The following is a 13,239-nucleotide window of genomic DNA, read 5'->3' as shown; positions in this document are numbered from 1 at the left end:
CAGAAGCGAGGGAGGGCGATGTGTGCACTGTCGGCTTCGCAAGGCGCTGTCGCTGAAGAGACTGCCCGCATCCAGCGAACTGGGATCGCCTCGCACATCTCAAGCTGTTGCAGCGACCCCCACCCGCCGCGAGCGCAGCACGCCCTCGCCGGCGAAAATCATCAGACCGACCCAGATGATGACGAAACCGATCGCGCGCTCGGCGTTGAACGGTTCGCGCAGGATCAGCACGCCGATCAGGAACTGCAGGGTCGGGGCGACGTATTGCAGCAGGCCGATCGCGGTCAGCGACACGCGCCGCACCGCATAGGCGAAGCCGATCAGCGGCAGCGCGGTCAGCGCACCGGCGACCACCAGCAGCAGCGCGGTACCGAGCCCCCAGCCGCCGATGAAGCTGCCTTGCCCGTGGGTTTCGCCCCAGAACATCAGGGCCAGCGCCGGCAAGAACAGATAGACGTTCTCGACGCCGAGGCCGGTCACCGCCTCGACCACGACCAGCTTGCGGATCAATCCGTACAAGGCGAACGACACCGCCAGGCCGATGGCGATCAGCGGCGGCCGGCCGTACTCGAAGGTCAGCCAGGCCACGCCGGCGAAGGCGAAGGCGATCGCGATCCACTGCGCCGTGCGCAGGCGCTCGCCGAGGAAGACCACGCCGAGCATCACGCTGACCAGCGGGCCGATGAAATACCCCAGGCTGGTCTCGATCACATGCCCGGCGTTGACCGCCCAGATGTAGAGGCCCCAGTTGAAGGCGATTAAGGCGCCGCTGACGCCGAGCATGGCGGCCTTGCGCGGCTGGCGCAGGACCTCGCGCAGCCAATGCCGGCCCAAGGTCCAGCCGAGCCAGGCGGCGACCAGCAAGGTGCTCCAGACGACGCGATGGGCGACGATCTGCAGCGACGGCACCGCCTTGAGCAGATGCCAGTACAGCGGCATCAGGCCCCACAGGACGAACGAGGCGACCGCGATCCACAGTCCGCGGCGGTCGGTGGCAGCATTCATGCGCGTGTTTCCTTTTCCGCCGCTGCGCCGGGCTCGATCGCATCGATCGCGTCGATTCTGCTTTCCACGAGCTTGGGCACAGCCGGCTTGGCCGCGCGGGCGCGGGCCAGGGTGATGATGACGACGCCGACCAGGATCACCGCCATGGCGCCGAGGTCGTGCGAGGTGAAACGTTCGCCGGCGAGCAAGGCGCCGAACAGCACCGCGATCGGCGGGTTGACGTAGGCGTAGCTGGTCGCCAGCGCCGGGCGCACGTGGTGCAGCAACCAGATGTAAGCGGTGAAACCGAAGATCGAACCGGCGACGACCAGGTACAGCATCGCGCCGGTGGCGGCCCAGGTCGGCATCGCGGTGATGCGCTCGCCGGTCACGACCGCGGCACCGAGCATCCAGATGCTGCCGGTCAGCATCTGCGCGCTCGCGGCCATGAACGGCGACGGCAGGTCCTGGTCGCGGCTCCAGATCGAACCCCAGGCCCAGGCGATCGGCGCGACGGTCAGGCACACCAAGCCGAGGGTCGAGGCCGACAGCTTGCTGCCGGCGTTGAGCCAGATCACCCCGAGGAAACCGATCGCCAGGCCGATCCACTCGATCTTCGAGGGATGGCGCCCGCGCAGCATGGCGAACACGCCGGCGAACAACGGCATCGAGGCGACCGCGATCGCGGCCAGGCCCGAATCCACCTCGGTCTCGGCCAGGTTCACCAAACCGTTGGACAACAGCACCATCCAGATCGACAGCAGCCATAGGGTGCGCCACTGCTTGCGGCTCGGCGGGGCGACGCCGCGCCAACGCAGGACCGCATACATGATCGCGCCGGCGAGGAACATGCGGCCGGCGCCGAGCAGGAACGGCGGATAGCTTTCGAGGGCGAAACGGATCGCCAGGTAGGTCGATCCCCACAGCACATAGACCGACCCCAAAGCGAAGGCGACCGCGAGGGCGCCAGGGGCCAGTCGTTCAGCGGTCGGTGAAACGGCGCTCATGACGCGGATTCCGGGGGAAGAGCAACAGCGGAGGGACGGACGACGCGGGTCGGCCGGTGGTGACGTGCATTCGGGTCGAAACGGCGAGGAGCGAAAACACCGGCGTCGCGATCTCGACGATCGCGCCGCCCTCGATCAGGGATGCGGCCCGTAACGCGACACCGCCGTCCTGCGGCTGCCTACGTCGCGGCGACGCGGATCGTCGAATACGTCGATCACCACGAAGCCGGCCTTGCGCATCATTCCGGCCGAACCTTGGTTTTCCTCGTGGCGCTCGACGTAGATCTCGATCAAACCCATTTGCAACAGGCGCGAGACCGCCGCCTTCAACAATCGAGTGCCGAGTCCTTGTCCGCGATGACCGCGGTGCACTACGACTTCGCCGACATGACCCTGCCATTCGATCTCGCGACCGGACGGCTGGTAGCGATGAAAGGCATCGCTCGGCTCAAATGTGACGACGGCCACGATTTCTCCGTCGTGCAAAGCGACGACCGCCTGCGTTCTTCCTCGCCGGATCGCCGACAGATGTGCGGCGAGCTCGACGTCGGGCAGGAAATTCCAGGGATTGGGGCCGTGTTCGCGGATCAGCGCGAGAATCTCGCCGACCTGCTCGGGCATAGCGGCTTGCATCACGTACCGGGACATCCCGGGGGCGTCCGTATCGAATAGGTCGGGGGAGCGATCCCGCACATAAAAATTCCTCATGCGACGGGATCGTGAATAGCGTATCGATGTCAGTCAAATTGCGGTTGAATATTTGCCCGCATCAACGCAAAAATCTTGCATGAGCACCCCACCCCTGGTTTTGGACGAGTTCGACCACAAGCTGCTCGAACTGCTGCAGCGCGACGCTTCGGCGACCCTGAGCGAGCTCGGCGACGCCATCGGGCTGTCGCCGAGCGCGGTACAGCGGCGCATGACCCGCTACCGCCAGGAAGGCCTGATGCGCCAGGTGGCGGTGCTGGATCCGCTGTCGCTCGGCAGCACCCTGGCCGCGGTCTGGGTAACGATGGAGCGCGAGTCGGCCGAACGCCATGCGGCCTTCCACGCCCGCGTGCGCGCCGCGCCCGAGGTCCAGCAGTGCTACACCCTGGCCGGCGAGTGGGATTACCTGGTGATCCTGGCCACGACCGGGGTCTCGCACTGCCGCCAGGTGGTCGACCGCCTGTTCCTCGACGAAGGCAACATCAAGCGCTACGACACCCACCTGGTGTTCGACGTGGTCAAGCACGGCCTGGAACTACCGACGCGCGATGCGCCGCGGGCCGCACGCAAGCGGAGGGGCTGAGCCCAGCGGCGGCGCCGCTGGGCGGGAATCGGGAATGGGGAGTCGGGAATCGTAGAGACANTTCCCGACTCCCCATTCCCGATTCCCGCTTCTCAGGCCGCCCGCTCGCGCTGCAGCAGGCGCTCCTTGAGCGGCAGGCCCCAGCGGTAGCCGCCCAGCGAACCGTCGCCGCGCACCACGCGGTGGCAGGGCACGACCACGGCGACGCGGTTGTTGGCGCAAGCCTGCGCCACCGCGCGCGCGCCACGCGGCGCACCGACCTGTTCGGCGATCTGCGCATAGCTGCGGGTCTGCCCGGCCGGAATCTTCATCAGCGCGTCCCAGACCTTCTTCTGGAAGGCGGTGCCGATCAGGTCCAGCGGCACGGCATGGCCCTGCCCGCCCAGGGTATCGGCGACCGCGCGCAAACGCGGGGCGAGGAATTCGTCGCGGCCGGCATCGACGCGCTCCAGCAGCGCCTGCGGGAACTCGCTGCGCAACTTCGCTTCCAGCGCCTGCGGGTCGTCGCCTAGCTCGACCATGCAGATGCCGCGCGCGGTGGTGGCGACCAGGGCGGTGCCGATCGCGGTCGGCGCCAGGCTCCAGCGGATCTGCTCGCCGGCGCCGCCGGCGCGGTAACGCCCCGGGGTCATGCCGAGCTTGGCCGCGCCGCTTTCGTAGACCCGCGACGGCGAGCCGTAGCCGGCGTCGTACAAGGCGGCGCTGACGTCGTGGCCTTCGCGCAACGCCGAACGCAGGCTGCCGAGCTTGCGTTGCGCCAGGTACTCGGCCGGGCTCAGGCCGAAGCGCGCGCTGAAACGCCGCTGCAGGTGCGAGGGGCTGAGGCCGACGGTCTCGGCCAGTTCGGTCAGGGAAGGCTCGCCGCCATCGAGCAGCGCGCGGGCCTGTTCGAGCTTGTCGTTGTGGGGTTTGCTGTTCATAGCCGACAGACTAGGCCCGCTGCCGCAGCCTCGCTATCCGGATCTTGCGCGGCGCCGGGTCGGATTTTCGGCCGTGGTTCATCGGGGCGGAAGAAGCAGCCGACGACCGGGCCCGGCGCGACGAGACGGTCGATACGCGGTCGCGGCTCGTGAGCGAAGGACATCCCGCTGAGACGCCGCCCCTGCCCTTCAGCTTCGGGGGCTATCGCTTTACCCGCGACACAAAAAAAAGCGCGCCACACGGGCGCGCTTTTCGTTTCGCGATGCGGAACTCGGCTCAGTCGGCCCAGTGCCCCGGCATGGTCGCGGTCGGCAACACCTGCGCCGACAGCTGACGGTCGTTGTTGAGCAGGCGCACCGCGTCGGCGAGGATCGAAGCCGACTCGCGCAACAGCGGGTCCGGACGCTTCTCGGCCAGCTTCTCGCGCGCCGCATCCTTGGCGATATCGCGCTCGGCGGCGGCCAGGCCGTCGTCGTTGGCGTCGTCGGCCAGCGGATCGAGCTCCAGGCCCAGTTGCTTGCGTTCGGCCTGGCGCTGCTTACGCTTGGCGTCGTCGCGGTCGCGCTCGGCGCGGCGCTCGGCCTCGTTGAGCGAGATCCACTTCTTGGCGCGCTCTTCGCGGAACTGAGCGACGTCCTGCGACCACCACTGGAACTCCTTGTCGCCGGCGATACGGCTGCTGTGCAGCGTCTCCAGCTTGGGCAGCAGCGGTGCGAAGTTGCCGTAGCTGGTGTGCGGCACGGCGGCGATCTTGGTCCACGGCAGGGCGTTGTCGTAGGTGCTCTCGCCGTACTCGGTGGCGTCGACCGACACCGGGAACGCCAGGTCGGGCACCACGCCCTTGTTCTGGGTCGAGCCGCCGCTGACGCGGAAGAATTGGGCGATGGTCAGCTTGACCTGGCCGAAGCGCGGACCTTCGTTGGCCGGCCAGCGGTCGAGATCGACCAGGTTCTGCACCGTGCCCTTGCCGAAGGTGGTCTCGCCGATGACCAGGCCACGGCCGTAGTCCTGGATCGCGCCGGCGAAGATCTCCGAGGCCGAAGCCGAGCCGCGGTTGATCAACACCGCGAGCGGGCCTTCCCAGGCGATGCCGGTGTCGCTGTCGCCTTCGACGCTGACGCGGCCGCCGGATTCGCGCACCTGCACCACCGGGCCGCGGTCGATGAACAGACCGGTGAGTTCGATCGCTTCGTTGAGCGAACCGCCGCCGTTGTTGCGCAGGTCGAGGACCACGCCGTCGACCTTGTCGCCGCGCAGCTTGGTCAGCAGCTTGGCGACGTCGCGGGTGGCCGAGGCGTAGTCGTTGGCGTTCTTGCGGCGGCCTTCGAAGTCCTGGTAGAAGCCCGGCAGCTTGATCACGCCGATGCGCTTGGCCGGCGCGTCGCCGGCGGCGGGGATGTCGATGACCTCGGACTTGGCGGCCTGGTCTTCCAGGCGCACCTTGTCGCGCACCAGCACGATGCGGTTGGGCTTGCTGTCCAGGCCCGACTCGGCCGGCACCACGTCCAGGCGCACCTTGGTGCCCTTGGCGCCGCGGATCTTGGCGACCACATCGTCGATGCGCCAGCCGATCACGTCTTCCATCGCACCGCTGTCGCCCTGGCCCACGCCGACGATGCGGTCGCCGGCCTTGAGTAGGTTGCTGCGCGCGGCCGGGCCGCCCGGGATCACTTCGCGGATCGCGACCACGTCGTCCTGCTTCTGCAGTTGCGCGCCGATGCCGTCGAGCGACAACGACATGGTCATGTTGAAGTTGTCGGCCGACTTCGGCGTCAGGTAATCGGTATGCGGATCGATCGCGTTGGCGTAGCTGTTGACGAAGGTCTGGAAGACGTCTTCGCCCTTGAGCTCGGCGATGCCCTTGGCCATGTTGGCGTAGCGCTTGTCGAGGGTCTTGGCGATGTCTTCGGGCTTCTTGCCGGCCAGCTTCAGGCGCAGCCAGTCGTTGCGCACCGACTGCTTCCACAGCGCATCGAGCGCGGCGGTGTCGGCGACCCAGGGCGCGTCCTTGCGGTCGTAGTCGTAGCGGTCGTTGCCGGTGAACTCGAAACCGGCGGGCTGCTTGAGCAGGCCGCGGGCGTAAGCGACGCGTTCGTCGACGCGCTGCTTGTAGGTGGCGAAGATCGCGTAGGCCGGCGACAGGTCGCCGCTCTTGATCGCGTCGTCGAGCTTGTTCTTGCTGGCGTCGAAGCGGGCGATGTCGACGGCGCTGAAGAACTGCTTGCCGCCGTCCAGCGATTCGAGATAGCGCTTGTACATGTCGGCCGACAGCGCATCGTCGAGCGCGCGCGGCCGGTAGGCGTAGCGGCTGTCGGACAACAAACCGTAGACGAGTTTCGCCGCCGTGGTCTGGTCCGCGGTCGGCGCGCTCGGCAATGCCGTGGACGCCTTGGGAGCGCTGACTGCGTCGGGCCGCGCCAGCAGCGCCAGCGGAGCGGTCAGCAGGAAGCCTGCTAGCAGGGTAACGGCACGCTTGTTCTTGAGGGTCATCGCGAAGTCTTCTCGGCCAAGAGGGCCGATGTCTAGGATGTAGCGGCTTTGGACAAGACCACAGTGCCGAAAGTTGCCGGCCCTGTCACGTCCGCAACGCGCGATTAAGCGTTACCGGCGTGAAAGCGGTTCAGTTTGAGCGTGATCGGCGTTAGCGAGTCGTTATCGCGGCCGGCAAACGCCTGTTTCGGCGTTCATGCCGGGCCGTCCCGGCCGTCGCGGCGGGACGAGACCGTGCCACTGGAGCAGCGTTGCGCGAAGCAACGGCGCCGGTCGCTGAGACCGGTTACCAGCCGCCGGCGATGTCCGCCGGCCGGCTTTGCGCGGGCCGGCGTTCGAGGCGGCCCTGCGGCCGCCGTGCGGCTCGGGCGAGCCGCGAAGGATCAGACCGCGGCGCGGTCGGTCCAGTCGTTCGAGGTCTCGGCGAAGCCGGCTTCGATCGCCTGGCGGTCGGCATGGTACGAGGAACGCACCAGCGGGCCCGAAGCGACGTGGGTGAAGCCCAGCGACAGACCGTAGACCTCGAGTTCCTTGAACTCTTCCGGGGTCCAGTAACGCAGCACCGGGTGGTGGTGCGCGGTCGGCTGCAGGTACTGGCCGATGGTGATCATGTCGACGTCGTGCGCGCGCAAGTCGCGCAGGGTCGCCTGCACCTGCTCCATGGTCTCGCCGAGGCCGAGCATGATCCCGGACTTGGTCGCGACCTGCGGATGCTGGGCCTTGAACTTCTGCAGCAGGGTCAGCGACCACTGGTAGTCGGCGCCGGGGCGGACATTGGTGTACAGGTCCGGCACCGTCTCGACGTTGTGGTTGAACACGTCCGGCGGATTGGTGTCGAGGATGTCCAGCGCGCGCTCCATGCGGCCCTTGCCGCGGAAGTCGGGCGTGAGGATCTCGATCTTGGTGCGCGGGCTCTCGCTGCGGACCGCGGCGATGCAGTCGACGAAATGCTGGGCGCCGCCGTCGCGCAGGTCGTCGCGGTCGACGCTGGTGATGACCACGTACTTCAGGCCCATGTCGGCGACGGTGCGCGCCAGGTTGGCCGGCTCGCTCGCATCCGGCGGCTTCGGCCGGCCGTGGGCGACGTCGCAGAACGAGCAGCGGCGCGTGCAGACCTCGCCGAGGATCATGAAGGTCGCAGTGCCGTGGCTGAAGCACTCGTGGATGTTCGGGCAGCTGGCTTCTTCGCAGACAGTGACCAGGCGGTTCTCGCGCAGCTTCGCCTTGAGCTGGGCGACCGAATTGCCCGAGGGGATGCGCACCCGGATCCACGAGGGCTTGCGCAGCGCCGGCACGTCGGCGAACTGCACCGGCGAGCGGCTGATCTTGTCGCTGCCGATCTGCTTGGCGCCGGGCGTCATGGTGGTCGACTCCAGCACCGCCGGCACGAGCGCCTCGGGCGCGCCGCCGCTGACGACGGTGAGCGGGATGGACTTGGAGACGGGGTTGGTCATGACGTTGCTTCGACTCTTGGCTGTTGAATCCCTCGCCCGCGAGCGGGAGAAGGCTGGGGCGAGGGCATGGCTACCGCGAGTCGCGGCGGCTGGCGGATAGGCGCGCCCTCATCCGCCCTGCGGAAATCAAAAGCTCAACGGCGCCGCATCCTCGACGGTCAGTCCGAACTGGCGCGCAAGCTGCGCGACCAGCACCGGCTTGACCTGATCCAGGCCCGAGGGGCCGCCCAAGTCTACCACCGAGGTCACCTGCAACCCCTGGTAACCACAGGGATTGATACGCCGATACGGCTCCAGGTCCATGGCGATATTGAAGGCCAGGCCGTGGAAAGTGCAGCCGCGGCGGACCCGGATGCCCAGGGCCATGACCTTGGCCCCGGCCACGTAGACGCCGGGGGCGCCGTCGCGGCGGGCGCCCTCGATGTTCCACTCGGCCAGGGTGTCGATCACCGCCTGCTCGATGCGGTCGACGTACTCGCGCACGCCCACCTTGAGCCGGCGCAGGTCCAACAGCGGGTACAGCACGATCTGGCCGGGGCCGTGATAGGTCACCTGGCCGCCGCGATCGACGTGGATCACCGGGATATCGCCCGGCATCAGCACGTGTTCGTCCTTGCCGGCCTGGCCGAGGGTGAACACCGGGTCGTGCTCGACCAGCCACAGCTCGTCGGGCGTGTCGGCGTCGCGGGCGTCGGTGAAGGCTTGCATCGCGCGCCAGACCGGTTCGTAGGGCTGGCGGCCGAGGTCGCGCAACTGCGCGCGCGGCGGCGCGTTGACGCCGCCGAGCACGGCGGCGACGGCGTCGATTACAGCGTCCACTTCACTTCCGGATGCTCGCGCAGGACCTGGTGGGCCAGGTCGTACTGCTCGCGGTTCTCGGCGCGGAAGCTCAACCGTACCGACACGTATTTGCCGGTCGAGGAATGCTTCCACTGGATGGTTTCGGTTTCCACGCTGATCCCGGCCTGGAACAACAGCTGCGGCAGTTCGCGCTCCAGGCCGGCGTCGGCCGCTCCCATCGCGCTGAGCTCGAACGAGCCGGGGAACTGGAAGCCGTGGTCGGGGTTGTCGGAATGAATGTCCATGAGCGCCATTATGGGTCCGCTGGCGGGGCAACCCAAGCGCAGGGATGGGACGGCGGCGTGCCGGGGGTGGAACGGCTGGCGCGGCCTGAATCGGGCCTGGCGATGCGAGGTGGCCCGCATGGAAACCCATGCGTCCACCTTGCCGTGGCGCCATCCGGGCTGCCAAATTCAGCAAGGCCGCTGCGACGACAGTGCACGGCCCGCTACTGCTCCGCAGCCGCTCGCTCCCCTCGCCCCCGCGATGCGGCCCTGCCCCCGAACGGATTCACGACACGACATGCCAGCGCCTCACGCCACGCAGGAAGCCTCGACCGATCGCCTGCTCCTGGTCCTCGATCTCGACGAAACCCTGGTCCATGCCAGCGAAGTCGAACTCGATCGCGCCGCGGATTTGCGCGCACTGAGCTACCACGTCTATCGGCGTCCGCACGCCGAGCGCTTCATCGCGTATGCCCTGGCGAACTTCGACGTCGGCGTGTGGACGTCGTCCGGGCGCTTTTATGCCGAAGCGTTCGTCGCGGCCCTGTTCCCGCCGCAGTCGCTGCGCTTCGTCTGGTCGAGCGAACGCTGCTCGATCAGCCGCGACTGGACCACCGGCGAATACCTCAACCGCAAACGGCTGAAGAAGCTCAAGCGCCACGGATATCGCCTCGAACGCATGCTGGCCATCGACGACACCGCGAGCAAGCACGCCTATAACTACGGCAACCTGGTCTGCGTACGCGAGTACCTGGGCGAGGACGAGAGCGATGACGAGTTGCTGCGGCTGATGGCTTACCTGGATCGCCTGGCGCACGAGCCGAATGTGCGCACGATCGAGAAGCGGCGTTGGCGCGAGCGGCTGTCGCTGGCGATGCCCTAGCCGCAACGCAGCCGCGCGTCGGCGATGATGAACTGAACAGGGATTCCGAGCCCGGCCGAACCGTGGACAATGACCGCGAATCGCGCGCGCCATCGTTCTCACCCGATGAGTGTCGAGTGGGTTATCAAAGCAATTGCAGTCGAAAAATCAGGAAGGACTCGCCATGCCCGCCAGCCAATCCGTCGCCCTGCCCTTGCGGGGCCAGTTCCGCAGTCTTTACACCTCGCTCAAGCGCGCTCGTCTGTTGGAACGCACGCCGGTGATCTTCTGTGAAGGCGACTCGTGGTTCTCCACGCCGCTGGCGATGAACCTGCTCGACTGGATCGTCTCGCCGGCCCCGGAGGACGAGGAGCGCGGCATACCGCTGCTCGGCCAGGGCGGCCTGTTCTTCCGCGCCGAGCACAGCGGCGACCACGCCTCGCGCAACGAGGACCATCCCAAGCGCTCGATGTTCGTGCCCGAGAACATCGAGGACATCATCGGCTGGTACGGCAGGTTCGAGTTCGACCTGATCCTGCTCAGCGCCGGCGGCAACGATTTCGTCGACCAGTTTCTCAAGCGCACCTTCGCCGGCCAACAGAATCTCTCCGCCGAAGCCGCGTTCCAGCGCGTGCTCGACACCGGCAAATACGAGAAGGTCCGCCAGGCCTATGCGCTGTTCGTGCAGGCGGCGCTGGCGGCCCGGCCGAATGCGCCGATCCTCGCCCATAGCTACGACTATCCGCAGCTGATCGGGCGGCCCGGGGCGCTGACGCCGGGCAATATCGGCGTCGCCGCGCTGCTCAAGAAAAGCGTCGGGCCCTGGATCGGGCCGCATATCAACGCCATCGTCCATGCCGACCCGGCCAAGACCCCGGACGAGCGCCGACGCTTCGGGCGCATGCTCATCGACGGCTTCGAGAAGCACGTGCTGCGCGAGCTCAAGCACGATGCGCGCTTCGCCGGGCGCTTCGATTACGTCGACCTGCGCGGCACGCTGTCCGCCGAAAGCCAGTGGTTCGACGAAATGCATCCCAGCGAAGCCGGCTTCCACGCCTTGGCGACGAAGTTCCGCAGCGCGATCATCGCCAAGCTGCCGCTCGCCAAGCGATAGCCTTCGATCCTGCGGCGCCGCCTCCGTGCGCGCCCCGGCGCGCGCCGACGCCTGGCGCTTGAGACGGCGCGGGCCGCGACCTCGCGGCCCCGCCCGTCTTCACAAATCCCCCTGCGAAACGCTTAACACGGTGCCGCACCGGCACGGGCCGGTGCACGCGATCCCGTGTGGCGAGGGCCGGACGACTCGCCTCGACGTCACCCGCTCAGTTCGCAGGAAGATTGCTCATGAAGAACGTGTTCTTTGGCCTCGGTCTCGAGTACGAAAAAGGCATCCATGCCCGTGTCGCCTTGGGCCGCGACGGTCGCATCATCGAAGTCCACGAATCGGCCGACGCCAGCGGCCTGAACTATTGCAGCGGCCGGCTCAGGCAGATGGCGATCGAATGGGACGACAGCGTGGCGTTCGGCGAAGGCGCCGAGCCGGGCATCGCCATCGAGGGCCGGGTCATGGTCGAGGTGCATCGCGCGGCCGGCGGATCGGACCTGTATTGCCGCATCGGCGTATGGGACGAGGACGGCATCGTCTTCGGCGAGAGCGTCAAATACGCCAGCGGCGAAGCCCCCTGCGTGGCGATGAACCGGCAGGCCATCGTCGAGGTTCACGAATCGTCCTGGAACGCCAAGATCTGGTGCAACCTGGGCCGGCTGGACGAGGACACCGACTCGATCGTCTGGCAGGGCAATACCTATCTGGATGCCGGCATCCAGCCCGGCATCGCGATCAACGCCCAGAACGACGTGGTGATGGTGCGCGGCAACACCTCGGACTCCGATCTGCACTACCGCGTCGGCAAACTCGGCCTCAACGGAATCAGCTGGGGGCCACCGACTCTCTATGGCGCCGGCAGCCACGCCTCGGTCGCGCTGACCCCGGAAGGCGAGGTCATCGTCGTCTACGAAAACACCGACCAGAAGACCGTGCTGCAGCGGTTCGGCAGGATCCGCGGCAAGAGCATCGACTGGGCCGGCGAAGCGGTGTACTTCGACGATGGCGCTCGGCCCAGCGTCGCCTGCAACGGCGGCATGGCGATCCAGGTGCACCAATCGGAAAACTTCAATGCGTTGTGGGCGTCGACCTCGCGCGTCGCCGACCGCTCGCGCTGGATGCAGGACAATCTGCGCGTGCTCGGCGATCTCACCCTGCCGTGGCTGACCACCGGCGCCTCGCACGACGCCGGCATGTACCAGCACGGCCTGCTGATGTCGCTCGGCAAGACCCAGAACCTCGATCTGTACCAACAGCTCAGCAACGGCATCCGCTACTTCGACCTGCGGCCCAAGTGGGACGGCAGCGCGCTCTACGTCAGCCACGGACCGATCACCGGGCCGGCCTTGGCGGAAATCGTCGACGACGTCAGGCGCTTCATGAACGAAGGCAACCGCGAGCTGGTCATCCTGAAGTTCTCGCACTACGCCAAGTTCACCGACGGGATCTACGAGCAACTCGTCGAGATGCTGCAGGACAAGCTCGGCCGCTGGCTGTTCCAGAACCTCCCGCAGGGCGCACGCCTGTCGGATATCCCGCTGGGCGAGTACCTGCGCCAGTCCGGCGTGGTCCTGGTCGTCTGCGACGAGGACTATCCCGTCGACATCCCCGCCGCCGGCATCTGGGTGTATCGCGATTCCGACTCGCCCACGGCCGAGCTCGGCGATCTGCGCATGTACGACAAGTACTCGAACACGACCAGCTACGACACCATGAGCACCGACCAGATCGCCAAGTTCCAGGCCTACGACGGCACCTGCGTCGACCGCCCCGAACTGCCCTGCGATCAGTTCCTGTTGTCGTGGACGCTGACGCCGCCGACCGGCGTGTGGCTGCTGTCGAAGGAGGCCAACCGCAACCTGGGCGCGGCGATGGCCGCCCTGCCCCGCGAGAACGCCAGCGGCCGCGTGATCAACCAGCTCTACGTCGATTACGCCGAGTATTCGCGCGCCACCGACGTGGCGATGTCGATGAACAGGATCCCGTGATCGGCGCAACCGCGCGTCGCAGCACCAGGCCCAAAACGCGACGAGCCGGCAATGCCGGCTCGTCGTTTCAACTCGT

General features: G+C 67.3%; 11 protein-coding genes and 1 pseudogene. 4 read left to right on the top strand and 8 right to left on the bottom strand.

Going from position 1 to position 13,239, the window contains the following annotated elements; all coding sequences use genetic code 11:
- Positions 1-99: 99 nt before the first annotated feature.
- The 3 genes and pseudogenes from rarD to ACTJJK_RS08835 all read right to left on the bottom strand — a co-directional run bounded on the left by rarD (position 100) and on the right by ACTJJK_RS08835 (position 2,624).
- Positions 100-1,005 carry an EamA family transporter RarD gene (gene rarD, locus ACTJJK_RS08845; protein ID WP_440729999.1) on the bottom strand — a complete coding sequence of 302 codons (906 nt, stop codon included), beginning with the start codon at positions 1,003-1,005 and terminating at the stop codon, positions 100-102.
- A gap of 95 nt (positions 1,006-1,100) precedes the next feature.
- A pseudogene (gene yedA / locus ACTJJK_RS08840) lies at positions 1,101-1,991 on the bottom strand (drug/metabolite exporter YedA); the annotation flags it as partial.
- Between the two features lie 135 nt (positions 1,992-2,126).
- Positions 2,127-2,624 carry a GNAT family N-acetyltransferase gene (locus tag ACTJJK_RS08835; RefSeq protein ID WP_235186244.1) on the bottom strand — a complete coding sequence of 166 codons (498 nt, stop codon included), beginning with the start codon at positions 2,622-2,624 and terminating at the stop codon, positions 2,127-2,129.
- Positions 2,625-2,778: 154 nt separating this feature from the next.
- Between ACTJJK_RS08835 and ACTJJK_RS08830 the strand changes: the two genes are divergently transcribed.
- The gene (locus ACTJJK_RS08830) at positions 2,779-3,282 is read left to right on the top strand and encodes an Lrp/AsnC family transcriptional regulator (RefSeq protein WP_051884961.1); all 504 of its coding nucleotides are present in this window, start codon (positions 2,779-2,781) and stop codon (positions 3,280-3,282) included.
- 92 nt (positions 3,283-3,374) lie between these two features.
- Here ACTJJK_RS08830 and ACTJJK_RS08825 read toward each other — a convergent pair whose 3' ends face one another.
- The 5 genes from ACTJJK_RS08825 to ACTJJK_RS08805 all read right to left on the bottom strand — a co-directional run bounded on the left by ACTJJK_RS08825 (position 3,375) and on the right by ACTJJK_RS08805 (position 9,232).
- Positions 3,375-4,202, bottom strand: coding sequence for a bifunctional transcriptional activator/DNA repair enzyme AdaA (locus ACTJJK_RS08825; RefSeq protein WP_036148599.1), 828 nt, complete (start codon positions 4,200-4,202; stop codon positions 3,375-3,377).
- 277 nt (positions 4,203-4,479) lie between these two features.
- A complete protein-coding gene (locus ACTJJK_RS08820; protein ID WP_036148601.1) occupies positions 4,480-6,693 on the bottom strand; it encodes a carboxy terminal-processing peptidase in 2,214 nt (737 codons plus the stop codon).
- Positions 6,694-7,076: 383 nt separating this feature from the next.
- Positions 7,077-8,147: a lipoyl synthase gene (gene lipA / locus ACTJJK_RS08815; RefSeq protein WP_440729998.1), complete on the bottom strand. Its 1,071-nt coding sequence runs from the start codon at positions 8,145-8,147 to the stop codon at positions 7,077-7,079.
- 126 nt (positions 8,148-8,273) lie between these two features.
- Positions 8,274-8,954, bottom strand: a complete 681-nt coding sequence (gene lipB / locus ACTJJK_RS08810) for a lipoyl(octanoyl) transferase LipB (protein WP_223621787.1) — start codon at positions 8,952-8,954, stop codon at positions 8,274-8,276.
- Positions 8,954-9,232 carry a DUF493 family protein gene (locus ACTJJK_RS08805; RefSeq protein WP_031372063.1) on the bottom strand — a complete coding sequence of 93 codons (279 nt, stop codon included), beginning with the start codon at positions 9,230-9,232 and terminating at the stop codon, positions 8,954-8,956. The genes lipB and ACTJJK_RS08805 overlap by 1 nt, the downstream gene beginning before the upstream one ends.
- A gap of 277 nt (positions 9,233-9,509) precedes the next feature.
- On the opposite strand from ACTJJK_RS08805, the gene ACTJJK_RS08800 reads away from it, so the two are divergent.
- From ACTJJK_RS08800 to ACTJJK_RS08790, 3 genes are all read left to right on the top strand, one after another.
- Positions 9,510-10,094 (top strand): NIF family HAD-type phosphatase, encoded by a 585-nt coding sequence (locus tag ACTJJK_RS08800; protein ID WP_440729997.1) that lies wholly within the window; start codon positions 9,510-9,512, stop codon positions 10,092-10,094.
- A 163-nt stretch (positions 10,095-10,257) separates the two neighbouring features.
- Positions 10,258-11,187: a hypothetical protein gene (locus ACTJJK_RS08795; RefSeq protein ID WP_440729996.1), complete on the top strand. Its 930-nt coding sequence runs from the start codon at positions 10,258-10,260 to the stop codon at positions 11,185-11,187.
- Positions 11,188-11,414: 227 nt separating this feature from the next.
- Positions 11,415-13,163, top strand: a complete 1,749-nt coding sequence (locus tag ACTJJK_RS08790) for a hypothetical protein (protein WP_223621724.1) — start codon at positions 11,415-11,417, stop codon at positions 13,161-13,163.
- The last annotated feature ends 76 nt before the right edge of the window (positions 13,164-13,239 follow it).

The sequence above is a fragment of the Lysobacter sp. 22409 genome (assembly GCF_052045105.1).
Taxonomy (GTDB): Bacteria; Pseudomonadota; Gammaproteobacteria; order Xanthomonadales; family Xanthomonadaceae; genus Lysobacter; species Lysobacter antibioticus_B.
Note: the sequence above shows the minus strand (reverse complement) of the source record. Positions and strands in the feature narration are given on the sequence as shown.